The organism is Paraburkholderia sp. HC6.4b (genome assembly GCF_014200875.1).
GTDB lineage: Bacteria > Pseudomonadota > Gammaproteobacteria > Burkholderiales > Burkholderiaceae > Paraburkholderia > Paraburkholderia tuberum.
This window is the reverse complement of the sequence record NZ_JACHDC010000016.1, coordinates 94,030-121,010: the sequence shown is the minus strand read 5'-3', so window position 1 is coordinate 121,010 and position 26,981 is coordinate 94,030. Positions and strand designations below refer to the sequence as shown.

The 26,981-nt window shown below is 64.8% G+C and carries 26 protein-coding genes; 18 read left to right on the top strand and 8 right to left on the bottom strand.

Annotation, left to right across the window (positions count from 1 at the left end):
• The first annotated feature begins 154 nt into the window (after positions 1 to 154).
• The 3 genes from HDG34_RS23760 to HDG34_RS23750 are packed head-to-tail and all read left to right on the top strand — an operon-like array spanning position 155 to position 4,934.
• The gene (locus HDG34_RS23760) at positions 155 to 1,435 is read left to right on the top strand and encodes a dicarboxylate/amino acid:cation symporter (RefSeq protein ID WP_184062578.1); all 1,281 of its coding nucleotides are present in this window, start codon (positions 155 to 157) and stop codon (positions 1,433 to 1,435) included.
• 45 nt (positions 1,436 to 1,480) lie between these two features.
• Positions 1,481 to 3,553 carry an ATP-binding protein gene (locus tag HDG34_RS23755; protein WP_184062576.1) on the top strand — a complete coding sequence of 691 codons (2,073 nt, stop codon included), beginning with the start codon at positions 1,481 to 1,483 and terminating at the stop codon, positions 3,551 to 3,553.
• Positions 3,554 to 3,584: 31 nt separating this feature from the next.
• Entirely contained in the window at positions 3,585 to 4,934 is a 1,350-nt protein-coding gene (locus tag HDG34_RS23750; RefSeq protein WP_184062573.1) for a sigma-54 dependent transcriptional regulator, read from the top strand.
• 59 nt (positions 4,935 to 4,993) lie between these two features.
• On the opposite strand, the gene HDG34_RS23745 is transcribed toward HDG34_RS23750, so the two are convergent.
• Positions 4,994 to 5,530, bottom strand: a complete 537-nt coding sequence (locus HDG34_RS23745; RefSeq protein ID WP_184062571.1) for a TlpA disulfide reductase family protein — start codon at positions 5,528 to 5,530, stop codon at positions 4,994 to 4,996.
• Between the two features lie 205 nt (positions 5,531 to 5,735).
• Between HDG34_RS23745 and HDG34_RS23740 the strand changes: the two genes are divergently transcribed.
• Positions 5,736 to 6,419 (top strand): hypothetical protein, encoded by a 684-nt coding sequence (locus HDG34_RS23740; protein WP_184062767.1) that lies wholly within the window; start codon positions 5,736 to 5,738, stop codon positions 6,417 to 6,419.
• A 332-nt stretch (positions 6,420 to 6,751) separates the two neighbouring features.
• On the opposite strand, the gene HDG34_RS23735 is transcribed toward HDG34_RS23740, so the two are convergent.
• On the bottom strand, positions 6,752 to 8,362 hold the full coding sequence (locus tag HDG34_RS23735; protein ID WP_184062569.1) for a YifB family Mg chelatase-like AAA ATPase: 1,611 nt from the start codon (positions 8,360 to 8,362) through the stop codon (positions 6,752 to 6,754).
• Between the two features lie 120 nt (positions 8,363 to 8,482).
• Positions 8,483 to 8,737: an accessory factor UbiK family protein gene (locus tag HDG34_RS23730; RefSeq protein WP_026228952.1), complete on the bottom strand. Its 255-nt coding sequence runs from the start codon at positions 8,735 to 8,737 to the stop codon at positions 8,483 to 8,485.
• 389 nt (positions 8,738 to 9,126) lie between these two features.
• On the opposite strand from HDG34_RS23730, the gene HDG34_RS23725 reads away from it, so the two are divergent.
• The 7 genes from HDG34_RS23725 (at position 9,127) to ptsP (ending at position 16,906) form a co-directional block, all read left to right on the top strand.
• Positions 9,127 to 9,465: a P-II family nitrogen regulator gene (locus tag HDG34_RS23725; RefSeq protein ID WP_013088261.1), complete on the top strand. Its 339-nt coding sequence runs from the start codon at positions 9,127 to 9,129 to the stop codon at positions 9,463 to 9,465.
• Between the two features lie 46 nt (positions 9,466 to 9,511).
• Entirely contained in the window at positions 9,512 to 11,020 is a 1,509-nt protein-coding gene (locus HDG34_RS23720; protein ID WP_184062567.1) for an ammonium transporter, read from the top strand.
• Positions 11,021 to 11,272: 252 nt separating this feature from the next.
• Positions 11,273 to 12,562: a glutamate--cysteine ligase gene (gshA, locus tag HDG34_RS23715; RefSeq protein WP_018434736.1), complete on the top strand. Its 1,290-nt coding sequence runs from the start codon at positions 11,273 to 11,275 to the stop codon at positions 12,560 to 12,562.
• Positions 12,563 to 12,670: 108 nt separating this feature from the next.
• Positions 12,671 to 13,627 carry a glutathione synthase gene (gene gshB / locus HDG34_RS23710; RefSeq protein WP_184062565.1) on the top strand — a complete coding sequence of 319 codons (957 nt, stop codon included), beginning with the start codon at positions 12,671 to 12,673 and terminating at the stop codon, positions 13,625 to 13,627.
• A gap of 243 nt (positions 13,628 to 13,870) precedes the next feature.
• Entirely contained in the window at positions 13,871 to 14,398 is a 528-nt protein-coding gene (locus HDG34_RS23705) for a PTS sugar transporter subunit IIA (protein ID WP_184062563.1), read from the top strand.
• A 124-nt stretch (positions 14,399 to 14,522) separates the two neighbouring features.
• On the top strand, positions 14,523 to 14,792 hold the full coding sequence (locus tag HDG34_RS23700) for an HPr family phosphocarrier protein (protein ID WP_018419292.1): 270 nt from the start codon (positions 14,523 to 14,525) through the stop codon (positions 14,790 to 14,792).
• A gap of 371 nt (positions 14,793 to 15,163) precedes the next feature.
• The gene (ptsP, locus tag HDG34_RS23695) at positions 15,164 to 16,906 is read left to right on the top strand and encodes a phosphoenolpyruvate--protein phosphotransferase (protein ID WP_184062560.1); all 1,743 of its coding nucleotides are present in this window, start codon (positions 15,164 to 15,166) and stop codon (positions 16,904 to 16,906) included.
• Positions 16,907 to 17,006: 100 nt separating this feature from the next.
• Here ptsP and HDG34_RS23690 read toward each other — a convergent pair whose 3' ends face one another.
• The 3 genes from HDG34_RS23690 to gpmA all read right to left on the bottom strand — a co-directional run bounded on the left by HDG34_RS23690 (position 17,007) and on the right by gpmA (position 20,680).
• Positions 17,007 to 17,765 carry a molybdopterin-synthase adenylyltransferase MoeB gene (locus HDG34_RS23690; protein WP_184062558.1) on the bottom strand — a complete coding sequence of 253 codons (759 nt, stop codon included), beginning with the start codon at positions 17,763 to 17,765 and terminating at the stop codon, positions 17,007 to 17,009.
• Positions 17,766 to 18,000: 235 nt separating this feature from the next.
• Positions 18,001 to 19,578 carry a S41 family peptidase gene (locus HDG34_RS23685; protein WP_184062556.1) on the bottom strand — a complete coding sequence of 526 codons (1,578 nt, stop codon included), beginning with the start codon at positions 19,576 to 19,578 and terminating at the stop codon, positions 18,001 to 18,003.
• A gap of 355 nt (positions 19,579 to 19,933) precedes the next feature.
• A complete protein-coding gene (gene gpmA / locus HDG34_RS23680) occupies positions 19,934 to 20,680 on the bottom strand; it encodes a 2,3-diphosphoglycerate-dependent phosphoglycerate mutase (RefSeq protein ID WP_184062554.1) in 747 nt (248 codons plus the stop codon).
• Between the two features lie 137 nt (positions 20,681 to 20,817).
• On the opposite strand from gpmA, the gene HDG34_RS23675 reads away from it, so the two are divergent.
• The 5 genes from HDG34_RS23675 (at position 20,818) to HDG34_RS23655 (ending at position 23,795) form a co-directional block, all read left to right on the top strand.
• Positions 20,818 to 21,243 (top strand): rhodanese-like domain-containing protein, encoded by a 426-nt coding sequence (locus HDG34_RS23675; protein ID WP_090802869.1) that lies wholly within the window; start codon positions 20,818 to 20,820, stop codon positions 21,241 to 21,243.
• Positions 21,240 to 21,500: a glutaredoxin 3 gene (gene grxC / locus HDG34_RS23670; RefSeq protein WP_184062552.1), complete on the top strand. Its 261-nt coding sequence runs from the start codon at positions 21,240 to 21,242 to the stop codon at positions 21,498 to 21,500. Before HDG34_RS23675 ends, grxC begins: the two co-directional genes overlap by 4 nt.
• Positions 21,501 to 21,647: 147 nt before the next feature.
• On the top strand, positions 21,648 to 22,124 hold the full coding sequence (secB, locus tag HDG34_RS23665) for a protein-export chaperone SecB (protein WP_018419299.1): 477 nt from the start codon (positions 21,648 to 21,650) through the stop codon (positions 22,122 to 22,124).
• A gap of 22 nt (positions 22,125 to 22,146) precedes the next feature.
• Positions 22,147 to 23,145: an NAD(P)H-dependent glycerol-3-phosphate dehydrogenase gene (locus tag HDG34_RS23660; protein WP_184062550.1), complete on the top strand. Its 999-nt coding sequence runs from the start codon at positions 22,147 to 22,149 to the stop codon at positions 23,143 to 23,145.
• Between the two features lie 89 nt (positions 23,146 to 23,234).
• A complete protein-coding gene (locus HDG34_RS23655; protein ID WP_184062548.1) occupies positions 23,235 to 23,795 on the top strand; it encodes an O-acetyl-ADP-ribose deacetylase in 561 nt (186 codons plus the stop codon).
• Here HDG34_RS23655 and trmL read toward each other — a convergent pair.
• Positions 23,768 to 24,238, bottom strand: coding sequence for a tRNA (uridine(34)/cytosine(34)/5-carboxymethylaminomethyluridine(34)-2'-O)-methyltransferase TrmL (gene trmL / locus HDG34_RS23650; protein WP_090802877.1), 471 nt, complete (start codon positions 24,236 to 24,238; stop codon positions 23,768 to 23,770). The two genes, HDG34_RS23655 and trmL, sit on opposite strands and share 28 nt — an antisense overlap.
• A gap of 18 nt (positions 24,239 to 24,256) precedes the next feature.
• Positions 24,257 to 25,003, bottom strand: coding sequence for a phosphoribosyltransferase family protein (locus HDG34_RS23645; protein ID WP_409259524.1), 747 nt, complete (start codon positions 25,001 to 25,003; stop codon positions 24,257 to 24,259).
• A gap of 121 nt (positions 25,004 to 25,124) precedes the next feature.
• On the opposite strand from HDG34_RS23645, the gene HDG34_RS23640 reads away from it, so the two are divergent.
• Together HDG34_RS23640 and HDG34_RS23635 are read left to right on the top strand one after the other, a co-directional pair.
• Entirely contained in the window at positions 25,125 to 26,090 is a 966-nt protein-coding gene (locus HDG34_RS23640; protein ID WP_184062544.1) for a methyltransferase domain-containing protein, read from the top strand.
• Positions 26,091 to 26,485: 395 nt separating this feature from the next.
• Complete coding sequence (locus HDG34_RS23635; RefSeq protein WP_184026596.1) at positions 26,486 to 26,962, top strand: DUF2244 domain-containing protein; 477 nt, start codon at positions 26,486 to 26,488, stop codon at positions 26,960 to 26,962.
• The last annotated feature ends 19 nt before the right edge of the window (positions 26,963 to 26,981 follow it).

Below are 26,981 nucleotides of genomic sequence, written 5' to 3'. Positions count from 1 at the left end.
AAGCAAGGAGACAAAATGTCCGATTTCCCTTCCCGGTATTTCTGAATTCGTCGTCTTTGCAGCGGTCCGCTAACGTGCGCCCGCGCGACGACGTTTCGTTCGCGTGTCGCGCCTCGCGGCGGGTCATCAGCTCATATCCCTCGCAGGAACCATCGTGAAGAAACCTATCCATAAAGTGCTGTACGTCCAGGTGATCGTGGCGATCATCGTCGGCATCGTACTCGGGCATTTCTACCCGAACCTCGCCATCGACATGAAGCCGCTCGGCGATGGCTTCATCAAGCTGATCAAGATGGTGATCGGGCCGATCATCTTCTGCACGGTCGTGACGGGCATCGCCGGCATGGAGGACATGAAGAAGGTCGGACGCGTCGGCGGCAAGGCGCTGTTGTACTTCGAAATCGTCTCGACCTTCGCGCTGGTGCTCGGCCTCGCCGCCACGCACCTGCTGCGACCCGGCGCCGGCTTCAACGTCGATCCGGCCTCGCTCGACGGCCGCGCGGTTGCATCGTATGCCGCGAAGGCGCACGGCCAGTCGACGGTCGACTTCTTCATGCACATCATTCCGGACACGCTGTTGTCGGCGTTCGCGCAGGGTGAGATCCTGCAGATCCTGCTGATCGCGCTGCTGTTCGGCGCCGTGCTCGCGACGGCCGGTGAGAAGGGCAAGCCGGTGACCAACTTCATCGAAGGGCTCTCGCACATCCTGTTCGGCATGGTGCGCATCATCACGAAGCTCGCGCCGATCGGCGCGTTCGGCGCGATGGCCTTTACGATCGGCAAGTACGGCATCGGCTCGCTGCTGCCGATGCTCAAGCTGGTCGGCACGTTCTATCTGACCTCGATCGTGTTCGTGGTGGTCGTGCTCGGCGCGATCGCGCGGGCGGTGGGCTTCAACATCCTGCGTTTCGTCGCATACATCAAGGAAGAGATGCTGATCGTGCTCGGCACGAGCTCGTCCGAAGCCGCGCTGCCGCAGCTGATGCTGAAACTCGAAAAGCTCGGCTGCTCGCGCTCGGTGGTGGGCCTCGTGGTGCCGACCGGCTACTCGTTCAACCTCGACGGCACCAACATCTACATGACGATGGCGGTGCTGTTCATCGCTCAGGCGACCAACACCGACCTCACGTGGGGCCAGCAGCTGACGCTGCTCGCGGTGACGATGCTGACCTCGAAGGGTGCGAGCGGCGTGACCGGCGCGGGCTTCATCACGCTCGCGGCGACGCTGGCCGTGGTGCCGACGATTCCGCTGTCGGGCATGGTGCTGATCCTTGGCATCGACCGGTTCATGAGCGAGTGCCGCGCGCTGACGAACATCGTCGGCAACGGTGTCGCGACGGTCGTCGTGTCGGCCTGGGAAAAGGAGCTCGATCGCAGCAAGCTGAACAAGGTGCTGCGCGGCGAGGTGGCGGTCAAAGAGCCGGCCGGCGTTTGAGTCGCGCCTCGCCAACCCTGTCGTGACCAGCGCGGACGCTTGAGCATGAAACCGGCGTCCGCGCGGCCTTTCGAGGCGTCTGGCGGCGACACCGCCGGCAAAAGTCGCGGCCCAGCCCGCGACGCGTCTGGCGGCGACGCCTTGCCGCCCTATGCCACAATGTCCGATGCACATCGATCGGACTTTGCCAACGTGACCCGCCGCCTGCTGATTCTCTTTGCGCTCGCGGCCGGGCTCGCGGCGGCATGCTGGCTCACCTACAGCCTTGCGTGGAAAAGCGGTGTCGACACGCTGCGGCGCAACGCCGCCGTGCGCGCCGAGCGCACCGCGAGCGCGCTCAAGAGCACGCTCGAACGCTACGAATCGCTGCCGTATCTGCTCGCCGAGCATCCGATCGTGCAGGACGTGCTGATCGATCCGAATCTCGCCAACGTCAAGCGCGCGAATCTCTATCTCGACGACCTGAACCGCCACGCGCGCGCGACGGTCACCTACATCATTTCGCTCGACGGCTACTGCATCGCCGCCAGCAACTGGCGCGGGCCGGGCAGCTTCGTCGGCGCGGGCTATCTGTTCCGGCCGTATTTCGTCGATGCAATGAAAGGCGGCGTCGGCCGCTTCTTCGGCATCGGCACGATTTCGCAGGCGCCCGGCTACTACATCTCGCAGCCGGTGCGGCGCGACGGCAAGATCGTCGGTGTGGCGGTCGTCAAGCTCGATCTCGAATGGTTTCAGGGCGTGGACGCGTCCGAGCCGCTCGTCGTCACCGACGATCATGGCGTGATCTTCCTGTCGTCGGTGCCGGCGTGGAAGTACCACACGATTCGGCCGCTGCCCGGCCAGATCGCCGATTCGATCTACCTGGCTCGCCAGTACGCGCAGCAGCCGATCGAGCCGCTACCGGTGACGGTCGAGCGCATGCTCGAAGGCAATGCGCAGATCCTGCGCATCGGCGGCGGGCGCTCCGCGCCGCGCTTCCTCGCGTCGCGTCACGCCATGGGCGAGCCGGACTGGCATCTGATCACGATGTCGCCGGTCGATCCGGTCGATGCCGACGCGCGCAAGGCGACCATCGTCACCGGCTTCGGCTATGTGTCGCTGGTGCTGCTCGCGTTCTACTGGCGCATGCGGCGCGCGCGTGTGCGCGAAATGATGCGCAGCCGCGCGCTGCTGCAGAAGGCCTATGCCGAGCTGAACCAGCGCGTCGCCGAGCGCACCGCCGATCTGTCCGAGGCGAACGAGCAGTTGCACAAGGAAGTCGCCGAGCGTACACGCGCCGAGCAGGAACTGCGCGCCGCGCAAGACGAACTGATCCAGGCAAGCAAGCTGGCCGCGCTCGGTCAGATGGCGGCCGGCATCACGCACGAGCTGAACCAGCCGCTCGCCGCGCTGCGCAGTTTTTCCGATAACACGCGCGTGCTGCTCGAACGCGGCGATCAGGCATCGGCGCGCGAGAATCTCGAAGCGATCGCGGCGCTCACCGAGCGCATGGGCAAGATCACGAACCAGCTGAAGCTGTTCGTCGGCCGCGCGCGACCGCGCAGCGCGCGCGCGTCGATCGTGCGGGCCCTGCGCAACGTCGTCGCGTTGCTGCAAAAGCGTCTGCAGGGCGTCGAACTCGAGTTCGTGCTGATCGATACCGCGGCCGACACCGACACCGACACCGACGCCGCCGCTGCGGCAGGCGGCGCGCGCACGCCGCTGAATCTCGCCGACGATCATCCGGAGCTGGTCGCGAATTGCGACGATCTGCGGCTCGAACAGGTGCTGATCAACCTGCTCGGCAACGCGCTCGACGCAACCGCCGGCATGAACCCGCCGCATATCACGGTCGAGGTGGAGGCCGGCGTCGCGACCCTGTCGATCGCGGTCGGCGACAACGGCCCCGGCATTCCCGACGACGTGTTGCCGCACCTGTTCGAACCGTTTTTCACGACGAAGGAAATGGGCCAGGGGCTCGGCCTTGGCCTCGCGATTTCATCGTCGATCGCGCGCGATTGCGGCGGCTCGCTCGTCGCGCGCAACGCGCCGCACGGTGGCGCATCATTCGTGTTGACGCTGCGTCGCGCGCGTGTGCAGACCAGCCCCTCGCACGATTCGCTGACCGCGGGCTCCTGATTTCACCCCGAAGCATCACCCGGAACACGCAATGAACGACGGCCTGCAAGTGCTGTATATCGAAGACGACGAACTGGTGCGCCGCGCGAGCGTGCAGAGCCTGCAACTGGCGGGCTTCGACGTGGTCGGCCATGCGTCGGTCGAGGCCGCGGCGAAGCTGATCAGCGCGGACTTCTCCGGCGTGATCGTCAGCGATATCCGGCTGCCCGGCGCGAGCGGTCTCGACCTGCTCGCGCAGTGCCACGAGCGCGCGCCCGACGTGCCGGTGATTCTGGTCACCGGCCACGGCGAGATCTCGATGGCCGTGCAGGCGATGCGCGATGGCGCCTACGACTTCATCGAAAAGCCGTTCGCGTCCGAGCGGCTGATCGAAACCGTGCGGCGCGCGCTGGAGCGCCGCAAGCTCGTGCTCGAAAACCTCGCGCTGCGCCGTGAGCTGGCCGGGCAGAACGCGGTCGCGCCGCGCATCATCGGCCGCAGTCCGGCGATCGAGCAGGTGCGGCGGCTGATCGCCAACGTCGCGCCGACCGATGCGTCCGTCCTGATCAACGGTGATACCGGCGCGGGCAAGGAGCTGATCGCGCGCAGCCTGCACGAGCTGTCGCCGCGGCGTGACAAGCCGTTCATCGCGGTGAACTGCGGCGCGCTGCCCGAGCCGATGTTCGAATCGGAGATGTTCGGCTACGAGCCGGGCGCGTTCACCGGCGCGGCCAAACGGCGGATCGGCAAGCTCGAACATGCGTCGGGCGGCACGCTGTTTCTCGACGAGATCGAGAGCATGCCGCTCGCGCTGCAGGTCAAGCTGCTGCGCGTGCTGCAGGACGGCGTGCTGGAACGGCTCGGCTCGAATCAGCCGATTCGCGTCAATTGTCGCGTGGTCGCGGCTGCAAAAGGCGACATGGCCGAGCACGTCGCGGATGGCTCGTTCCGGCGCGATCTGCTGTACCGGCTCAACGTGGTGACGATCGCGCTGCCGCCTTTGAGCGAGCGTCGCGAGGACATCGTGCCGCTGTTCGAGCATTTCCTGCTCGATGCTGCCGTCCGTTATCAGCGGCCGGCGCCGATGCTCACCGATCGCCAACGTGCGAGTCTGATGCAGCGAGACTGGCCGGGCAACGTGCGCGAGCTGCGTAATGCCGCCGACCGCTTCGTGCTCGGCATCGCCGACGAACCGGTGCTGTCGTTCGGCGAAGACGGCGGGGCCACCCATCCGCTGAAGGAGCGTGTCGAGCAGTTCGAGCGCGCGATGATCGCCGAGGCGTTGGAGCAGGCGGGCGGCGTGGTCGCGGTCGCGGCGGACCGGCTGCAGCTCGGCAAGGCGACGCTCTACGAGAAGATCAAGCGATATGGCCTTGCGGCCAAAGGGGAAGGGGAGCGGTGAGGAGGCGGACGCCGGCGGCGGGAGGTTGCGCCGGCGTGTGGGGATCTGCTTGCGCCGGCTTAAGCCGCGCCAGCCTTCAGCGCTTTCGCGAGCAACTGGTCGAGTTCCGCGAACTGCGGCTCGCCGACATAGCGCTTCAGGATCTTGCCGTCTTTATCGACGACGAAGGTGGTCGGCGTGAGCTGCACGTTGCCGAACTGCTTGGCGGCCGAGCCGTCGTCCATCGCGACCTTGAACGGCAGCTGACGCGTTTGCGTGTAATTGGTCACGTACATCGGCGCGTCGTAGTTCATTGCCACCGCGACGAATTCGAGGCCCTGGCCCTTGAAGCGGTTATAGGTCTCGACCATCTGCGGCATTTCCTTCATGCAGGTGTCGCAACTCGTTGCCCAGAAGTTGACCAGATAAACCTTGCCTTTGAGGTCCGCTGTCGTCAGCTTCTGTCCCGATAGCAGCGTGAAGGTCGCATCGGGTACGCGCTGCTGGCCGGCAAACGCGAAGTAACCGGCGACGGCGAGCGCAATGGCCATGGCCACCGCAATCAGATAGCGAAGCGGGTTCGTGCGCCGGACGGCGGTCGGTGAATTGGAACTCATGGACGGAACCTCGTGAGTCGCGCGCGGCGCGGAACAATGGGGCGGTGTGGTGGCCCGCGGGCCGGTACTGAACAACTCTTCTATTCTAGCTCCAATGGGTTCGGCTGCGCCGAAATGGCGGGACGACTGCGCTCCGCGCGTCGGCCCGGCAGTCGATCAGCGGATAATGGCGCTTTACGCTCCGAGAAGCCCGATCTTCCGTCCCATGCTCCGAACCGTTCTTCGCGTCTGCTCTTTAGTTGCCCGCGTTTCTTGCCGTTTTCCGTTGCTCAGCCGATTGTCCGCCCGCCGTGCGGGCGTCTTCCAACCGGCGGGCCTATTTCTCCGCGCATTCACGCGATCCGGTCACGCTCGAACCGTGATCGGCGCGGCGACGGCCGCGTTGGCGCTCGGCGTCGCGCTCAGCGCCTGCTCACCGACCTTCGACTGGCGCACCGTGATGAACAACGACAAGGGCTACACGGTCGACTTCCCAGCCAAGCCGGACAACGATCAGCGCGCGGTGCAGATCGGCGGCACACCGATGCAGATGGCAATGCAGACCGCCGAAGCGGGCGATGCAGTCTTTGCGGTCGGCACCGTGATGCTGCCCGACGACAGCGACGCGACCCAGCGTGCCGCACTCGATTTCCTGCGCGCGGGACTGGCGCGCAATGTCGGCGCGACGCCCGATGCTCACCCAGCGCAAATCCCGCTGGCGGCGGGCGGCAAGATACCGGGGCTGGAAATGATGGTGAGCGGCGCGGCGGGCGCCAAACACGAGACGCGCACGGTGTATGCGCGGCTCGTCGCGCGCGGCCGGCACGTGTACCAGGCTGCGATCATCGCCGATCAACCGCTGCCGCAAGACCAGGTCGACCAGTTTTTTTCGTCGTTCCAGCTGTACTGAATGCGGTATTTTTGGCCGGTCGGGCGCACCTCTGAGTGCCGAACGCAGTGAAAGTTCCTTCGCAGGTTTGTACGCTAATTGCCGGTTTACGTTGAGATTTTTGAGTTACGCGCACAGCCTGTGGATAACTCTGTTGAGAAGTCGGCCTCAATGGCCGCAAAAGCCCATCAGGCGGGCCTTTCGGCAAAATCCACAGGCGTAGGGAATTTAAAAAAATACAGTGAAATCAATGGCTTGGCGAGATGCTCGTCTGCGCGCTTTTGAGTTGTATCCAAATCTAACAGGATCGCGCATGTGTGAATAAGTCAAGTCTTGACAGTCGTTTTTTCTCCTCATAACGAGCCAAAAGCGCGGCGGTATTGGATTGCCTCGGCGACCTGCGCGGCGCTCGGCATCGCCGCGCCAGCCAGGTCCGCGACGGTGCGCGCGACCTTCAACACCCGGTAGTACGCCCGCGCCGACCAGCCAAAGCGCTCGCCGGCTTCGCGCAGCAGCGCCTCGCCCGCTGCGTCCGGGCGGCATACATCGTCCACTTCGCGTCCGTCCAGCTCGCGGTTGGTTTTGCCTTGCCGGGCCAGTTGCCGCTCGCGCGCAGCGCTCACGCGCTGTGCGATCGCCACGCTTGCTTCGCCGGTGGTGGCGGCGCGTGCCGCGAGTTCGGTGGCGGTCAGTGCTGGAATTTCGAGCTGGATGTCGATGCGGTCGAGCAGCGGTCCCGACAATTTCCGCAAATAGCGCGCCGCAACTTCAGGCGTACAGCGGCAGCGCCCGCCCGGATCGCCGCGCCAGCCGCACGGGCACGGGTTCATTGCGGCGATCAGTTGGCAGGCGGCGGGGAAATCCGCTTGCCAGGCGGCGCGCGAGATCGTGATGCGGCCAGCTTCGAGCGGCTCGCGCAGCGTTTCGAGCACCACGCGATCGAATTCGGGAAGCTCGTCCAGAAAGAGCACGCCCAGATGCGCGAGCGTGATCTCGCCAGGTTGCGGCGGATTGCGTCCGCCGACCAGCGCCGCCGCGCTCGACGAATGGTGCGGCGCGCGAAACGGCCGCTGGCGCCACTGCGACGGCTTGAAGCCGATGCGGCTCGCGGACAGTAGCGCGGCGGAGGCGAGCGCTTCGTCGTCGGTCATGGGCGGCAGCAAGCTGGGCAGGCGTGCCGCGAGCATCGACTTGCCGGCGCCGGGCGGTCCGATCAGCAGCACGTGATGGCCGCCGGCCGCCGCGACTTCAAGGGCGCGCCGAGCGGCGCGCTGGCCAATCACGTCGGCCATGTCCGGCGCCGGGGCAGCCGCGTGCTCGTTGAGCTCGGGCGCGGCGACAGGACTAAGACGCGCGTCCGGCGAGCCTGCGAGATGCGCGCATAGCGACGGCAGATCGGCGGCGCCGAACACGTCGACGCCGGGCACGAGCGCCGCTTCCGCCGCGCTCGCGGCCGGCAGGTAAAGCTGTGGGGTATGGAAGGCCGGTGCGGCTAGTTGATCGAGGAGGGCGGGCAACGCAGAACGCGCTTCAGATGAAGCGTCGGCGTCGCCGGCGTTCGCCAGAGCGCCGCGCGCGGTGCCGCAGGCCATCGCGAACGCGCCGCGCATCGGCCGCAGCGCGCCGGTCAGCGACAGCTCGCCGGCAAACTCGCGATGGAGCAGCGATTCGGCGGGAATCTGCCCGCTGGCGGCGAGGATGCCGAGCGCGATCGGCAGATCGAAACGACCGGACTCTTTCGGTAGATCGGCGGGCGCGAGGTTGACGGTGATGCGGCGGACTGGAAAATCGAAACCGCAGTTCTGCAGCGCCGCGCGCACGCGTTCACGGCTCTCGCGCACTTCCAGGTCGGGCAGGCCGACGATCGAAAAGGACGGCAGCCCATTGGCGAGGTGAACCTCGACGGTCACTTCGGGCGCACGGCCAGCGGCCGGCGCGCGGCTGCGCACCACGGCAAGCGACATATTCTCTCCCGTCGGACGGCGCGCTCACATCGCGCGCAAATCCCCTAAAACGCTGATGACGTCACGGCCCGCTTGCCTGTGATGGGCGGCACTGCGCAGCGCGAAGGCTGCGAGCAGCGCTTACGGCGTCTGCGTGAGCGGCAATTTCTGCTCGAGCTCGGCGACGCGGCGCTCGAGTTCTTCGAGGCGCGCGCGCGTACGCACGAGCACCTGGGTCTGCGTATCGAATTCCTCGCGCGTGACCAGATCGAGCTTCGAGAAGCCCTGCGACAGCATTGCCTTGACGTTGCGTTCGACATCCTTGGCCGGCGAATTCTTGAACAGATCGCTGACGCGAGCCTGGAAGTCGTTAAAAACGTCGTTCGGTTGTTTCATCGTGTTCCCCTTGGTGCACAAAAAAAGTGCATGTTTCATTGCGCCCGTGCCCCGTTACGGCGAACGAGCGATCCTGGTGCGCGCGACGTATTGGTTGCCGCGGCCGCGTGAGCGTGTTTGGTGCGCGCCCTCGCGTTCAGAACGTTCGAACACTCTAGCAACGATCCCCCCGCCGCGCCACCGCCCGCCGTGCCGCTGGCCGTTCGGACAAGGCCGCTCGGGCGCGCTGCGCCACGCGCGCGAGGCGCGCTCCGACACAACATGGCATAGGAGTTGCTGTTACTGCCCCGCGCGCGCACTGCCAGGGCGCTTTTCCCGGTAGCGCAGGAGACCGCCGTCACGGATACGCCACGGGGCATAACGGATCAGCAACAACTAGCGAGGATTTCATGAAACTCATTACCGCAATCATCAAGCCGTTCAAGCTGGATGAAGCGCGCGAAGCCCTGTCGGCGATCGGCGTGTCGGGCATCACGGTGACCGAAGTCAAAGGCTTCGGACGGCAGAAGGGCCACACCGAGCTGTATCGGGGCGCCGAATACGTCGTCGACTTTCTGCCGAAGGTGAAGATCGAAGCGGCGGTATCCGACGACATCGTCGATCAGGCGATCGAGGCGCTCGAGCGCGCCGCGCGTACCGGCAAGATCGGCGACGGCAAGATCTTCGTCACGCCGATCGAGCAGGTGGTTCGGATCCGCACCGGCGAGACCGGCGCGGACGCACTGTAAAAGACCAGAACATAGCGACACGGATAGCGACAAGAGGAAAACCAAGATGCGCAAACTAATGATGTCCCTGCTGATGGCCGGCTCGCTGCTCGCGGGCGGTGTCGGCACCGCCCTCGCGGACGATGCGTCCGCTCCCGCAGCCGCCTCCGCTCCCGATACGACGGCGAGCGCGCCCGCACCGGACGCCTCCGCCGCAGCCGCTGCCCCGGCGGCCTCGGCTCCCGCCGCCGATGCGTCCGCCGCGCCGGCCGCAAGCGCACCGGCCGCCGCCGATGCATCGGCCGCCGCCGCGGCCGCGCCGGCCACCCCGACCGCACCGTTCTCGGTCGATTCATCGAAGATCAACTCCGGCGACACCGCGTGGATGCTGACCTCCACCGCGCTCGTGCTGTTCATGACGATCCCGGGTCTCGCGCTGTTCTACGGCGGCATGGTCCGCAAGAAGAACGTGCTCGCGACGCTGATGCAAAGCTTCGCGATCACCTGTGTCGTGACGATCGTCTGGACCGTGGTGGGCTACAGCCTCGCGTTCACGCCTGGCAGCTCGTTCATCGGCGGCTTCTCGCGCGTGTTCATGACGGGCATGAACTACATCAAGGGCGACAAGGCCACGACGCTGACCGTCAGCCACCTCGCGCCGACGATCCCCGAGACGGTCTACTTCGTCTACCAGATGACCTTCGCGATCATCACGCCGGCGCTGATCACCGGTGCGTTCGCGGACCGCATGAAGTTCTCGGCGATGCTGGTGTTCATGACGCTGTGGTCGATCATCGTCTACTCGCCGATCGCGCACATGGTGTGGGAGCCGAGCGGCTGGCTGGCTAGCGCGGGCATCCTCGACTTCGCGGGCGGCACGGTGGTGCACATCAACGCCGGTATCGCGGGCCTGGTCTGCTGTCTGGTGCTCGGCAAGCGCGTCGGCTATGGCAAGGAAGCGATGGCGCCGCACAACCTGACGCTCACGCTGATCGGTGGCGCGATGCTGTGGGTCGGCTGGTTCGGCTTCAACGCGGGTTCGGCCGTGGCAGCGGATGGCCGTGCCGGCTTCGCGATGTTCGCGACGCAGGTGGCGACCGCCGCGGCGGCGCTCGCGTGGATGTTCGCCGAATGGGCAGCCAAGGGTAAGCCGTCGGTGCTCGGTATCGTGTCGGGCGCGGTCGCGGGTCTGGTGGCGATTACGCCGGCGTCGGGCTTCGTCGGCACGCTCGGGGCGCTCGTGATCGGTATCGTCGCGGGTGTGGTCTGCTTCTGGGCGGCCACGTGGCTCAAGCACAAGTTCGGGTACGACGATTCGCTCGACGCGTTCGGCGTGCACTGCATCGGCGGGATCATCGGTGCGCTGCTGACCGGCGTGTTCGCGGTCAAGGACATCGGCGGCTCGGACGGCAGCGTGATCCTGCAGGCGAAGGGCGTGCTGACGACGCTGATCTACAGCGGCGTGGTGAGCTTCGTGCTGCTGAAGATCATCGACCTGGTGATGGGCATCCGCGTGACCGAAGAGCAGGAGCGCGAAGGCCTCGACGTGAGCCTGCACGGCGAGAAAGTCGAATAACGGGGAACCTGCCCCGGTTCGGCCCGCGCTCGCGGGCTCGTCAGTAAGAAAAAATGGTTAAGCAAGCGCAGCAATTTCGCCCGCCTTCATGGCGGGCTTTTTTCTTGCTGATCGGGTTGCGAACGGTGATTTTCCGCGCCTATCATCGAGATAGGGAGAATGCATTCGAGTCTGCTTGCGAATGGAGAAACCGTCCCCAAATGGACAAAGCATTTGCTCTACAATCTTTTTTCTCCAGTCTGCGAGTGATCAATGGTTCCGCACCTAGTTACGGCGTTAAACGGCCCGCTGCTCGACCTCGAGCGGAAGATCCTCGACGCCACGCCCGCTATCGAACGCTGGTTCCGGCTCGAATGGCAGGAGCACACGCCACCGTTCTACTGTTCCGTCGATCTGCGTAACGCGGGTTTCAAGCTCGCGCCGGTCGACACCAATCTGTTTCCCGGCGCGTTCAACAATCTGCCGCAGGAAGTGCTGCCGCTCGCGGTGCAGGCCGCGATGGCCTCGATCGAAAAGATCTGCCCGGACGCGAAGAATCTGCTCGTCATTCCCGAGCGTCACACCCGCAATGCGTTCTACCTCGAAAATGTCGCCCGGCTTGCGTCGATCATGCGCCAGGCGGGTCTGAACGTACGCTTCGGCACGCTCGACGAAACCATCAACGGCCCGGTCACGATTGCGCTGTCGGACGGCCAGAAGCTGGTGCTCGAACCGCTCGAGCGCTCGCAGCGGCGCCTTGGTCTGAAGAACTTCGACCCGTGCTCGATCCTGCTGAACAACGATCTGTCCGGCGGTATTCCGCCCGTGCTCGAAAACCTGCACGAGCAGTACCTGCTGCCGCCGCTGCATGCGGGCTGGGCGGTGCGTCGCAAGTCGACGCATTTCTCGTGCTATGACGACGTCGCGAAGAAGTTCGCGAAGATGGTCGAGATCGATCCGTGGATGATCAATCCGTATTTCGCGCACGTCGAGGGCGTCGACTTCCAGCAGCGCACCGGCGAGGAAGCCCTTGCCGATGCGATCGACGGCGTGCTGAAGAAGATCGCGCGCAAGTATCGCGAGTACGGCATCTCCGAAAAACCGTATGTCGTGATCAAGTCCGATGCGGGCACCTACGGCATGGGCGTGATGACCGTGCACGACGCGTCGGAAGTCGCCGCGCTGACGAAGCGCGAACGCACGCGCATGGCCGCGACCAAAGACGGGCTCGAAGTGCACGACGTGATCGTGCAGGAAGGCGTCTACACGTTCGAGCGCATCGGCGAGGAAGTCGCCGAGCCGGTCGTCTACATGATCGACCGCTATGTGGTGGGCGGCTTCTATCGCGTGCACGGCAGCCGCGAGCGCGACCAGAACCTGAACGCGCCGGGCATGCACTTCGTGCCGCTCGGCTTCGAACACACGGCGCTGCCCGATGCGCACGCGAAGCCCGGCGCGGCGCCGCCGAACCGCTTCTATATGTATGGCGTCGTGGCGCGGCTCGGCTTGCTGGCCGCATCGGTCGAACTCGAAAAGACCGATCCTGAAGCGATCCAGGTCTAAGCCGCCTCGCGCGGCAGGATGGCGGCATGCGTGCCGCCATCGCCGTCTTCAAAGACTATATTGACTTGACGAACAATGTCACGCCCCTCAGGGCGCACCGGGACTTTCATGGACATTCTTTTCATCGCCGATCCGCTCAGCCATTTCAAGATCTACAAAGACACCACCTACGCGATGATGGCCGAAGCGGCGCGGCGCGGTCACACGGTGTACACCTGCGAGCCGAAGCATCTGGCGTGGACGGGCGGCGATGTCGAGGCGAACGTGCAGCGCATTGCGATCGTCGGCGATACCACGGATCTGCATCGTGATGTCTGGTTTGCCGCCGATGCCGCCACGCCGCGCGCGCTCGCGAGCTTCGGCGCGGTCGTGATGCGCAAGGACCCGCCGTTCGACATGGAATACGTGACGTCGACCTGGCTGCTCGAACTGGCCGAGCGTGGCGGCGCACGCATCTTCAACAAACCGCAGGCGATCCGCGATCATTCGGAGAAGCTCGCAATCGGCGAGTTCGCGCAGTTCGTCGCGCCGACGCTGGTCACTCGCGACCCGGCGCGTCTGCGCGCGTTCCACGAACAGCACGGCGACGTGATCCTGAAGCCGCTCGACGGCATGGGCGGCATGGGCGTATTCCGCGTGAAGGTGGACGGCATGAACCTCGGCTCGATCGTCGAAATGCTGAGCCACGACGGCGCGCGCTCGGTGATGGCGCAGAAATTCATCCCCGAGATCAAGGAAGGTGACAAGCGCATCCTGCTGATCGGCGGCGAAGCGGTGCCGTACTCGCTCGCGCGCATTCCTCAGGGTAATGAGGTGCGCGGCAATCTGGCGGCCGGCGGACTGGGCGTCGCGCGGCCGCTCAGCGAGCAGGATCGCAAGATCGCCGATACGCTCGCGCCGGTGCTGGCGGCGCGCGGCCTGCTGCTGGTCGGACTCGATGCGATCGGCGACTGGCTCACCGAAGTCAACGTCACGAGCCCGACGTGTTTCCGCGAGATCATGGACCAGACCGGCTTCGACGTCGCCGCGATGTTCGTCGACGCGCTGGAGCGCGCGGTCGGCTGACGCGTGGCGCTCGCGTGGCGCGCCGACGCAGCGGCCTTGATTGCCCGGCTGCACCCCCAATCTGTGTAGTAAATCCGCATCAGGCGTGGCGTCGGAATTGGCGCGAAAATGAGGCTGCTACAATGCCCGCTCGCCCGACGATGCATTCCCGCCCTCGCGACCCACGGCCGGTCCGCGGCGATGGCGAACCGGGCTCGAGTCCCGGTCCACGGTTTGGGGCCGTTCTTTTGCAGTAAGGCTGACATGGCAGGCATTCTGATCATTGCGCACGCTCCATTCGCCACCGCGTTGCGCGATTGCATTTCCCACATCTATGGCGGTTTGCCGGCGCGTATCGGCGTGATCGACGTGTCGCCGGATTGCGATCCTGCGCAGGTCGTCGCGTTCGCGAATTCGGAAGTCGTGCGGCTGAAGGAAGAGAACGGCGCGCTCGTGCTGACCGACATGTTCGGCGCGACGCCGGCCAACATCGCGGGCCGGCTCGCCACCGTGCCGGACGTGCGTGTGCTGTGCGGCGTCAATCTGCCGATGCTGGTGCGCGCGGTCTGCTATCGCGCGACGCCGCTCGACACGCTCGTCGACAAGGCGCTCGCCGGCGCGACCAAGGGCGTGCACGCGATCGGACCGGCGATGCCGACACCGGTCACGCCGCCAGTGTGCGCTGCCGAGTGCCTGCCGGCGCTGCCGCCTGACGCGGCGGCCGCCGACTGTGTTCCCGCTTTGCCGGCCGATGCCGATCTGACGCAAAAGACGGACGCGACCGGCCTGTAAGCCGGGCTGGTTCGCAGGCAAGCTTCGACGGATTCAAGCGGTTTCACAACGATGCCGATCGCATTGAAGCCGCTTTGCAGTAACACTTTTCACCATTTCATTCACCCGCGCTTCGGACCATCACATGCTGCAACAGGAAACGACAATTGTGAACAAGCTGGGGCTGCACGCGCGCGCGTCGGCCAAGTTGACGCAACTCGCGGGCAACTACCAGGCGGAAATCTGGATGAGCCGCAATGGCCGTCGTATCAACGCGAAGAGCATCATGGGCGTGATGATGCTGGCCGCGGGCATCGGCAGTACCGTGCTGATCGAAACGGAAGGCACCGACGAACAGGACGCGATGGACGCGCTCTTGAAACTGATCGCCGATAAATTTGGCGAAGGTCAATAAAGCCGCGCGCTTTGCGTTCGACAAACCCGAAAATGCCGCGGCTCAGTCCGCGGTTTTTTTATCGCCGCCGACATCTGAATATCAGAAGAGGCGCGCCGTTAATCGAGATTAAAGGGATCTAGAAGCGGCGCGAAAGCCATCGGGAAGAGTGCGTAAGACGACATGCGTTTTCAATGTTTAAACCATATGTTTTGCGCGACGTGTATAAAGCGAAGCTTCGCCGGGTACGAGGGCACCTCATTGCGATAATCCGTGCTGCGCTGCACACACCGCCGACACACTTCAAAAAGGCGCGGAATTTATAATGCCCAGTACAGTCTGAGAGCATTGCAGCGGTTTGCCGCGGCATTACACAACTAGAGGAGGTGCGCGTGTCATTCACGCTGCATGGAATTCCCGTGTCACGCGGTATCGCCATCGGGCGGGCCTATCTGATCGCCCCGGCAGCACTCGACGTAGACCACTATCTGATCGAACCGCCCCAGATCGAAGGGGAGGTCGGGCGTTTTCGCGCGGCTCAGCAACGCGTGCATGAAGAACTCAACGTATTGCGCGCCGATCTTGCCGCGGATGCCCCGAGCGAAATGGGCGCGTTCATCGACGTTCACACGATGATCCTGAACGACGTCATGCTCGTTCAGGAAACCATCGACCTGATCCGCACGCGCCGCTACAACGTGGAATGGGCGCTGACCGAGCAGCTCGAAAGACTGTCGCGCCATTTCGACACTATCGAAGACGAATACCTGCGCGAGCGCAAGGCCGATATCGAGCAGGTCGTCGAGCGCGTGCTGAAGGCGCTCGCGGGCGCGCCGGGCATCGTCGGCAACGTGCATGGCGCTTGCGACGAGATGATCGTGGTCGCGCACGACATCGCGCCGGCCGACATGATGCAGTTCAAGACGCAGACGTTCCAGGGCTTCGTCACCGATCTGGGCGGACGCACGTCGCATACCGCGATCGTCGCGCGCAGCCTCGGCATTCCGGCCGCGGTCGGCGTGCAGCATGCGAGCGCGCTGATCCGCCAGGATGATCTGATCATCGTCGATGGCGACCACGGCATCGTGATCGTCGATCCCGCGCCGATCGTGCTCGAGGAATACTCGTACCGGCAAAGCGAGAAGGAGCTCGAGCAGCGCAAGCTGCAACGGCTCAAGTTCTCGCCGACGCAAACGCTGTGCGGCACGCGCATCGAACTGTGCGCGAACATCGAGTTGCCGGACGACGCGCGCGCGGCGGTCGAAGCGGGCGCGACCGGCGTGGGTCTGTTCCGCACCGAGTTTCTGTTCATGAATCACAAGCACCGGATGCCCGAAGAGGAGGCGCAGTTCAGCGCGTATCGTCGCGCGGTCGAACTGATGAACGGCTTGCCGGTCACGATCCGCACGATCGACGTCGGCGCCGACAAGCCGCTCGATTCGATGGGCGGCGACGGCTACGAGACCGCCGCGAATCCGGCGCTCGGTTTGCGCGCGATTCGCTGGAGCCTGTCCGAGCCGCAGATGTTCCTCACGCAGTTGCGCGCGATCCTGCGCGCGTCGGCGTTCGGCAGGGTGAAGATCCTGATCCCGATGCTCGCGCACGCGCAGGAAATCGACCAGACGCTCGATCTGATCCGCGAAGCGAAGCGTCAACTCGACGACGCGGGTATCGCTTACGATCCGAACGTGCAGGTGGGCGCGATGATCGAGATCCCGGCCGCCGCGATCGCGTTGCCGCTGTTTCTGAAGCGGCTCGATTTCCTGTCGATCGGCACCAACGATCTGATTCAGTACACGCTCGCGATCGATCGCGCGGACAACGCGGTCGCGCATCTGTACGACCCGCTGCATCCGGCCGTGCTGCATCTGATCGCGTTCACGCTGCGCGAGGCGAAACGCGCGGGCGTGCCCGTGTCGGTGTGCGGTGAGATGGCGGGCGATCCGGCGTTGACGCGTCTGCTGCTCGGCATGGGCCTGACCGAGTTTTCGATGCATCCGAGCCAACTCCTCGAGGTCAAGCAGGAAGTGCTGCGCTCGCATCTGAAGACGCTCGAAAAGCCCGTTGCCGACGTGCTGGCTTCGTTCGAGCCGGAGGAGGTGCAGGCGGCGCTCAAGCGGGTCGCGCTGGTTTGAATCTGACGCGCATCGTCTTGCCTCGTTGAACGAAAAAACGCCGCACATGTGCGGCGTTCTGCTATTTCGGCGTCACGCGAACGGGCAGTGCAGAACCGCCTCAAGACCCGTGCGCGTGGCCGCACACCGGACAATCCGGCTGACGTCCGATGCGCATCGTGTTCCATTCCATCCGCAGCGAATCGAGCATCGTCAGGCGGCCCACGAGCGGCGTGCCGATTGCGCCGATCACCTTCAGCGCTTCGGCAGCCTGCATCGAACCGATGATGCCGACCGTCGGCGCGAACACGCCCATCGTCGAGCATGCGACTTCTTCGAACGGCTGGTCTTCGGGAAACACGCACGCGTAGCACGGCGACGCGTCATCGCGGAAATCGAAAGTGCTGATCTGGCCGTCGAAGCGCAGCGCCGCGCCCGACACGAGCGGCACGCGATGCTTGACGCACGCGCGGTTGATCGCGTGACGCGTCGCGAAGTTGTCGGTGCAATCGAGCACGACACTCGCGTGCGGCACCTCGCGTTCGAGCCACGCATCGTCGACGCGCTCGGCCACCGCGTTGACGACGACCTCGGGATTGATCCGCGCGAGCATGTCGCGCGCGGACTCGACCTTCCTACGTCCAACCGACGCGCTCACGTGCAGGATCTGTCGTTGTAGATTAGTCAGGTCGACGGTATCGGCATCGACGAGCGTCAGACGGCCGACGCCCGCCGCCGCGAGATACAGCGCGGCTGGCGAACCGAGTCCGCCCGCGCCGACGATGATCGCGTGGGCGTCGATAAAACGCTGCTGCGCCTCGATGCCGATTTCATCGACGAGGATGTGGCGGGAGTAGCGAAGGAGTTGATCGTCATTCATGGCGGGGCGCGTGGGGTGTGTCGCTATGTCGCTGTGTCGCGCAAGGAGAGGCAGGCCGAGGGGCCGCGGCGCGCATTCGTGGCTGTTATTTTAATCGCGCGGGGAGGGTGGCGGTTGCGGCTTGCCGTGATGCGCCACCGGTTAGGCGGCGGCTTTTGCTGAAACTGTTGCGGCGTGTCTTCGCAGACTATCGTGCTGCGAAGACACGCGCGGGGTTCGCTGCCTGTTGGTCAGCTTACTTGCCAGCGGGAGCCGGTGCCGAAGCCGGCGCCGGTCCCGATGCGCCCGGCACCGGTTGCGTCGGCTTCACCGCGACCGGCGCGGAGGCCGACGTGCCCGGCTTGTTCTGCGCGAGACGGCGTTCCATCAACGACTTCGATTCCTGAACCGGCTTGCCTTCGAGTTTGTCGACCGCCTGTTGCAGCATGAAGTCGTCGGCCGAACCGAACTCGACCGGCTTGCGTTCGCGCTCCTTCTGGCGCTGTTCCGGCGTCTTCTTGTCGTTCTGCTCTTCGAGCTGACGCAGTTGCTCCATGCGCTCCTGCTCGCGCTGCTCCGCTTCCTTCTTCTCGTTCGGGTCCTGCGTGTTCGCGAGGTGATTCGAGTAGTCGACTTCGCGGGTCACGAGCGCGTCGTCCGGATCGCCGTCCGCGTATTGGTCGACCGGAAGGTCGGGGCGGATGCCCTTGTTCTGGATCGAACGGCCGCTCGGCGTGTAGTAATACGCGGTGGTCAGGCGCAGTGCGGTGTCGGCCGTCAGGGGGCGCACGGTTTGCACCGAACCCTTGCCGAACGTGGTCTTGCCGAGAATCAGCGCGCGGTGCTGATCCTGCAGCGCGCCCGCGACGATTTCCGACGCCGACGCCGAATACGCGTTGGTCAGCACGATCATCGGCACGGTCTTGAAGATGGCCGGGACGTCCTTGAGCGGATCGCTGTCGAACGATTGCAGACGGTAGTTATCGTAGGTGTCGCGATAGATCTGCTTCGAATCCGGAATCTGGCCGTTGGTCGACACCACCACCGAATTCGGCGGCAGGAACGCACCCGCGACGCCGACCGCGCTTTGCAGCAGACCGCCGCCGTTGTTGCGCAGGTCGAGGATGAGGCCCTTCAGGTTCGGCTCCTGGCGCGCGAGATCCTGCAGCTTGGCCGCGAGGTCGGGCGTGGTGCGTTCCTGGAAGCTCGTGATGCGCACGTACGCGAAGCCCGGCGCGACGATCTTGCCCTTCACCGACTGCACCTTGATGATCGCGCGCGTGACGGTGAGCGGGAACGTGCGGTCGTCGGTCTTGCGGAAGATGGTCAGCGTGACCTTGGTGCCCGGGTCGCCGCGCATTTGCTTGACCGCCTGGTCGAGCGTCATGCCGCGCACGGGCTTGTCGTTGATGCGCGTGATCAGGTCGCCAGGACGGATGCCGGCGCGGAACGCGGGCGTGTCTTCGATTGGCGAAATTACCTTGATCAGGCCGTCTTCCGACGAAATTTCGATGCCGAGGCCCGCGAAGCGGCCCTTGGTCTGCTCCTGCAGCTCTTCGTAGTCGGTCTTGTCGAGGTACGACGAGTGCGGGTCGAGGCTGGACACCATGCCCTTGATCGCGGCGGTGAGCAGCTTCTTGTCGTCGACCGGTTCGACGTATTCGTGCTTGATCTGCCCGAACACTTCGGCGAAAAGCCTGAGCTGGTCTAGCGGCAGCGGGGCGACCGCAGCGCTAGCGGGTTGCTGGGCCGAGGCGGAGTATTGCAGGGTGGCAAAGACACCGGTAGCAAGGCCCGCGGCAATCAGGCCGATATTTTTCAGGTTCTTTCGCATAGAGTCTGTTGCGGTCGGAAGCGCGTGGCAGCGTCGATAAAGATTGGACGGACAAGTATAACTGCACACCCGCCTGCTCAGGGCGCGGTGCAGGCAATCGTGCTTCGACAGTACGGGAAGGTCCTGGTTCTTGCGACCCGAGCCGCGGATGGCGAGCCGTACGACATGGCACTCGGCGGGTCGGAACTGAGAGTTGCCGCGCAAGGCCAGCGGATGCGCTCGCCGCTACGGTGAACCCTGCAGCGGGCCTCTGAATCTGACCGCCGGGCGCAATACAGAATTTCTTGTCGGCCCGGTTGTCTGCGTGCGGCCCCGCGCGTTTTCGTGGCGTGGGGCCGCGCCCGGAAATGCCGGATCAGCCCGCCTTGCCCTGGCTCGCGACCGCGGCTTGCGCCTTGGCGATCGCGTCCTGGTCGCCGAGATAGTAGTGCTTGATCGGCTTCAGGTTCTCGTCGAGTTCATAGACGAGCGGCACGCCGTTCGGGATGTTGAGGCCGACGATGTCGCTGTCCGAGATGTTGTCGAGATACTTGACCAGCGCGCGGATCGAGTTGCCGTGCGCGGCGATCAGGATGCTGCGCCCCGACTTGATGGCCGGCGCAATCGACTCGTTCCACAGCGGCAACACGCGCGCGACCGTGTCTTTCAGGCACTCGGTCAGCGGCAGTTGCTCGCGCGGCACCTTGGCGTAGCGCGGATCGGTGTACGGCGCGCGCTCGTCGGTGGGCTCGAGCGCGGGCGGCGGCGTGTCGTAGCTGCGGCGCCAGACCAGCACCTGCTCGTCGCCGAACTTGGCGGCGGTTTCGGCTTTGTTCAGACCCGACAGCGCGCCGTAGTGGCGTTCGTTCAGGCGCCACGAATGCACGACGGGCAGGTACATCAGATCCATCTGGTCCTGCACATGCCACAGCGTGCGGATCGCGCGCTTGAGCACCGACGTGTAGGCGATGTCGAACGTATAGCCCGATTCCTTGAGCAGCCCGCCCGCCTGCTGCGCCTCGAGGTTGCCCTGCTCGGTGAGGTCGACGTCGACCCAGCCGGTGAAGCGGTTTTCCTTGTTCCAAGTCGATTCGCCGTGGCGGATGAGAACGAGTTTGTACATGAGAGTTGCCGGTCGGTAGTGAGGAAGCGGTCTCGCTCTGTGCGGCGCCTCGGGCGGCGCATCGCCATCGCGTCGAACGGTTATTTTATAATGCTCGGGTTGACCTTTTCGATTTCTCTCTTTCCGGCGGATCTTCCGTGAAGTTTTTCACCGAATACACAAACCTTGTCCTGATCGCAATCGTCCTTATCTCTGGTGGGTTGCTGCTGTGGCCGACCATTAGTCGGCGTGGACGTGGCGGCCTGTCGGCCGCTGAAGCCACCCAACTGATCAACCGGCGCAACGCGGCGGTCATCGATCTGCGGCCGTCCGCCGATTACGCCAAGGGGCACCTGCCCTTGGCACGGCATTTCGAATTCGCAGAGTTGCAGGCGAAAGTCACGCAACTCGCGAAGAACAAGAGCAACCCGGTGCTGCTGGTGTGCCAGACCGGCCAGCAGTCGAACAAGGCCGCGCGTATCGTGCAGGAAGCGGGATACGCGGAAGTCCATGTTCTCGAGGGCGGCGTCGACGCCTGGCAGAAAGCCGGTATGCCGGTTGTGAAACAAGGAGCAGCCAAGTGAACAAAGTGATCATGTACAGCACCCAGGTGTGCCCGTATTGCCAGATGGCCGAACGTCTTTTAAAGTCGCGCGGCGTCGAGCTCGTTGAGAAAGTACTGATCGACAAGGACCCGGGCCGTCGTGAGGAGATGATGACCCGGACCGGTCGTCGCACGGTGCCGCAGGTGTTCATCGGCGAGACGCATGTGGGCGGCTATGATGACCTTTCCGCGCTCGATCGCGCGGGCGGTCTGACGCCGCTGCTCGAAGCAGCCTGAGTTCGCGCGTTTCGCGCCGCGCGAACGGGCGGACCACTCGATAAGCCGGCGCACGCGCTCCTCGTGGAGCCGGCGAGCCGGCGCAATAATCTGGCGGCCCATGCGTGCATCGGCCGCCGCCACGCACACCTATCAGGAATCACCATCATGTCCGACGAGAATAACCAGCCGTTCTTCAACATCCAGCGCATCTATCTGAAGGACATGTCGCTCGAGCAGCCGAATTCGCCGGGTATCTTCCTCGAGCAGGAAATGCCGTCGGTCGAAGTCGAAGTCGACGTGAAGGCCGAGCGCCTCGCCGAATCCGTGTTCGAAATTCTCGTGACGGGCACGGTCACGGCCAAGGTGTCGGACAAGGTCGCGTTCCTGATCGAAGCGAAACAGGCCGGCATTTTTGACATTCGCAACATTCCTGCCGAGCAGATCGATCCGCTCGTCGGCATTGCCTGCCCGACCATCCTGTTCCCGTACCTGCGCTCGAACATCGCCGATGCGATCACCCGCGCCGGCTTCCCGCCGATCCACCTCGCCGAGATCAACTTCCAGGCGCTGTACGAGCAGCGTCTCGCCCAGATGAGCGCGGCCCAGCAGGACGGCGCGGCGCAAAAAGGCGTCACGCATTAAGGCGCCGCGCGCAGTGCCGGCTATGAAAGTCGCCGTTCTCGGCGCTGGCGCCTGGGGCACCGCCCTCGCCGGCCATCTGGCCTTAAGGCACGACACGGTATTGTGGGCGCGCGAGTCCGCGCTCATCGCCGAGCTTTCCACTTCGCATGAAAACGCCCGCTATCTGGCGGGCGTCGCGTTGCCGCCCGCGCTTCGCTTTGAAGCGGATCTCGGAGTGGCGCTCGATCACGCGCTCGACGACGATGCGCTGTGCGTGGTCGCGACGCCCGTGGCTGGCCTGCGCGGCCTGTTGCGCGCGATGCGCGATGCGGGCAAGGTGCCCGCGCATATCGTGTGGCTGTGCAAGGGGTTCGAAGCGGATTCGCAGTTGTTGCCGCATCAGGCGGTCGCGGCGGAATTGCCCGAGCATGCGAGCAACGGCGTGTTGTCCGGACCGAGCTTCGCGCGCGAAGTCGGGCAGGGGCTGCCGGTTGCGTTGACGATCGCGAGCCCGTCGGCGGCGTGCCGCGAACGCACGGTCGCGGCGTTCCATCACGGCGCGATGCGCATCTATACCGGCGACGACGTCGTCGGCGTCGAAGTGGGCGGCGCGGTGAAAAACGTGCTCGCCATCGCCACGGGCATCGCCGATGGCCTCGGCCTCGGCCTCAATGCACGCGCGGCGCTGATCACCCGCGGCCTCGCCGAAATGTCGCGCCTTGGCGTGACGCTCGGTGGGCGCGCGGAAACCTTTACCGGGTTGACCGGCCTCGGTGATCTGATTCTGACTGCTACCGGCGATCTGTCGCGCAACCGCACCGTGGGCCTGCAACTCGCCACGGGCCGCACGCTCGACGACATCCTCGGCGGTCTCGGTCACGTGGCCGAAGGCGTGCGCTGCGCGCAGGCGGTACTCTCGATCGCACGTGCTCATGCAATCGAAATGCCGATCACGCAGGCGGTCTGCGCGGTGCTGTTCGACGGCGTGGCGCCGCGCGATGCGGTTAGCGCGCTGCTGCGGCGCGATTCGAAGGCGGAATAAAGCCTTTTCTATCAGCCGTTTAGCGGAATGAACGGCTGCCTCGCCTAGTTGTCCACTTCGTGAGCGAGACTCGGGTCAGCGAGGTTCCTATGCCCACCTTCAATCTCAGGCTTGGCACGTGCACGCTCGAAGCGCGCGTGGTCGATATCACGACGCTCGCCGTCGATGCGATCGTCAATGCCGCGAATACTTCGCTGCTCGGTGGCGGCGGTGTGGATGGCGCGATTCATCGCGCGGCCGGCAAGGAGTTGCTGCGCGAATGCGAAACGCTCGGCGGCTGCGCGACCGGCGACGCCAAAATCACCGCCGGCTATCGTCTGCCCGCGAAGCATGTTATTCACGCGGTCGGTCCAGTGTGGCGTGGCGGCGCGCATGGCGAAGCCGACCTGCTCGCATCGTGCTATCAGCGCTCACTCGAAGTCGCGCGCGAAACTCAGTGCACGAGCATCGCGTTTCCAGCGATCAGCTGCGGTATCTACCGTTTCCCCGCCGACGATGCGGTCAGCATCGCGGTCGCGACCGTACTCGACACGTTGCCGCGCACACCACACATGAAGCACGTGACGTTCGCGTGCTTCGACGACGCGATGTTCGCACGCTACGAGGCCGAGCTCGAACGCCGTCAGGCGCCGCCTTCGAAGCCGGCCTGACGCCACGCTTCGAACACCACGATCGCCACCGTATTCGACAGATTCAGACTGCGATTGCCGGGACGCATCGGCAGACGCACGCGCTGTTCGTTCGCAAAGCGCTCGAGCACCGTGCCGGGCAGGCCGCGCGTTTCGGCGCCGAACACGAACCAGTCGCCCGGTTGAAACGCGTGGTCGTGAAAGCGCCCCGAGCCGCGCGTCGTAAATGCGAACATGCGCGACGCGTCGGGCGTTTCTTTCGCGATGAACGCGTCCCAATCGGCATGCACGTTCATTTCCGCGTACTCGTGATAGTCGAGGCCGGCGCGCCGCATCTTGGTGTCGTCGAGAGGGAAGCCGAGCGGCTCGATCAGGTGCAGCCGGGCGCCGGTGTTCGCGCACAGGCGAATCACGTTGCCGGTGTTGGGCGGAATTTCGGGTTCTACGAGAACGACGTTGAACATAAGAAGACCACGTAAAAGCTAGTTTTTCGGAGTGCGCAGCGCGACGAAGTTCGTAACCCGCCGCGCGCCGGCGGCCTTCAGCGTATGCGCGAGCGCTTCGAGCGTCGCGCCGCTCGTCATCACATCGTCGACGATGCCGACGTGCAGGCCGCGCACTGGGCGCGCGACGCGAAACGCTCGGCCGACGTTCTGCCGGCGCGCATCGAGATCGAGGCGCGATTGCGGCACGGTGTCGAGCGTTCGTTCGAGCAGCGTGGGGTCGCCGCGCACGCCGAGCGCCCGGGCGAGCGGCCGCGCGATCTGCCAGGCCTGGTTGTAGCCGCGCTCGACCAGACGGCGACCGGCGAGCGGCACTGGCGCGATCACGTCGGGCCGCTCGGCCGCGTCGTGCCAATTGGCTTCAGCGAGCCGCGCGAGGCGTTGCGCGAAGTCTCGCGCGAGCATCAGCCGGGCGCGGAACTTCAGGCCGACCGCGAGCGTATCGAGCGGCGCGCGATAGTCGGCGAGCGCGAAGCTCGCGTCGAACGGCGGCGGCTCGGCCACGCAATCCGCGCAGCGATACCGCGCCTGAGCGACCCAGCGTGACGCCGGCAACGGCACCGCGCAAACGGTGCAGCGCAGCCGGCTCTCGTTCCAGTAGGCCGCGTCGCAACCGTCGCACAACGTCTTATGCGACAAATTGCCGCACAACGCGCACAGGTTCGGCAGCGCAGCGTTCAAGGCCCGCGGCCATGCCGAATGCAGACCGCGCGCAAAACGCGCCACCTGATTTCGACACGACGAAGAAAATGACTGGAATCGCACGAGTGAGCGCCGGTGAAAGCCGTTCTCGCTGAATGGAGGGGAACGACCGAGTATACTTCGAGCTCACGCCAGCACGACACACATGTCCCCAACATCCGCTCAATCTGGCCGTCCGGCCTACGATTCACGGCGCCTCAGGCGTATTTTCGACCGTCGCGCTGCCACCTTCGACGAGGTTGCGTTCCTGCCGCGAGAGATTGCGCAGCGCATGCGCGAGCGTCTCGATTACATCAAGGTGGCGCCCTCGAGCGTGCTCGACGCCGGTTGCGGCGCGGGCGAAGACCTCCCCGCATTGCGCGAACGCTTTCCCGAGGCGCCGGTGTTCGGCGCTGATCTGTCGCACGGCATGCTCCGCCGCGCGCTGCGTCACGATGCCGGCGACACCAGTTGGCGGCGCTTTCTTCCCGCCTCGCTCGGCAAGGCGCTCGGCGCGCGTGGCCCGCGCTTCGCGCAAACCGATTTCTCCGCGCTGCCGTTCACGTCCGGCGCATTCGAATTCATCTGGTCCAACCTCGCGCTGCACTGGCACTCGCGGCCCGATCTGGTCTTTCCCGAATGGCAGCGCGTGCTGAAGGTCAACGGCCTGCTAATGTTCAGCACGCTCGGCCCCGATACGCTGAAGGAGTTGCGCGGTGCCTACGCCGAGATCGAGGCCGCGCACGGCGTCGGGTCTCGCAAGCATGTGATCGACTTCGTCGACATGCACGACCTCGGCGACATGCTCGTCGAGGCCGGCTTCGAGATTCCGGTGATGGACCAGGAGACGCTGACGATCACCTATAAGTCGCCCGAGTCGCTGCTCGCGGACGTGCGTCGCTGGGGCGCGTACCCGTTCGAGCGCGATGCGCATGACGGCGTGCTCACGCGTCGGTTGCACAAAGCCCTGCTCGCCGCGCTCGAAGCGCGCCGGCGCGCCGACGGCACGATCGCGCTGACCTTCGAGGTGATCTACGGCCACGCATGGAAAGCCGTGCCGCGCACCACGGCGGAAGGACATGGCATCGTGCGGCTCGAGGACATCGGACGAGGTCCGGGCAAGCGTGGATAGCAGATTGCGGTGCTGTCATCAACTGCTTGCCGACGGTGCGGTTGACGTGTTGCAAAAGCGGTAAAGAGGACATCCGTTATGCCTGGGATTTGCCCTTCAAAAGAGCCGCAAAATGCTGGGCAAAATGGCGCGAAGGCTTGTCGCGCCTGGCTTGTGGGCCGATTGGGGCTTGCTTGTCGATGCTATGGATCACGCCTATAATGCGTCAGTTTGTCACCCGAGGTTCCCACATTTGGGGTGGCAAGCCCGAGGCGCGGGGCTGCAAAATGAAGTGATGCGGTAGGGGTTGGCGCGCTCGCGAGTGATGCTGGAAACAGTGACTCGAACGGCGGCCGCGAGATGCATCCGGAAGTAAAAGAAGGCAGGCCGGACTCGACGATTCGCAGGAGGCAGCGATGGGCGCATCAGATCATCTGCTGGCGGATTCAGAACCGGTCCTCAGGGACTGGACCATGAAGCGCAACTGTTCGATATCGCCGCGGCAGTTCGTCTGTCTGTACGTGTCGCTTGCGTTGTTTTCGTTGGCAATTGCATTCATGCTGGTTCTGGTCGGCGCCTGGCTGGTGTTGCCGTTCACCGGAATCGAATTGCTGGCCGTAGGTATCGCGTTTGCAATATATGCGCGTCATGCTGTCGATTACGAGCGCATCCGGTTGTTTCCGAACCGGCTCGTGATCGAGCAGGTCAGCGCCGAGCAGATTACGCAATTCGAATTCAATCCGCGCTGGGTGCGGATAGAGCCGGGCGCAACGCCGCGCGATCAGATCAAGCTGGTCTCGCGCGGGCAGACGATCATGATCGGGCAACACCTCGCGCAGAATCGGCGCGCGCAGTTCGCAGGCGAACTACGTATGTGGCTGGCACGTTGTTAGATGGTGCCGGACGCGCGGC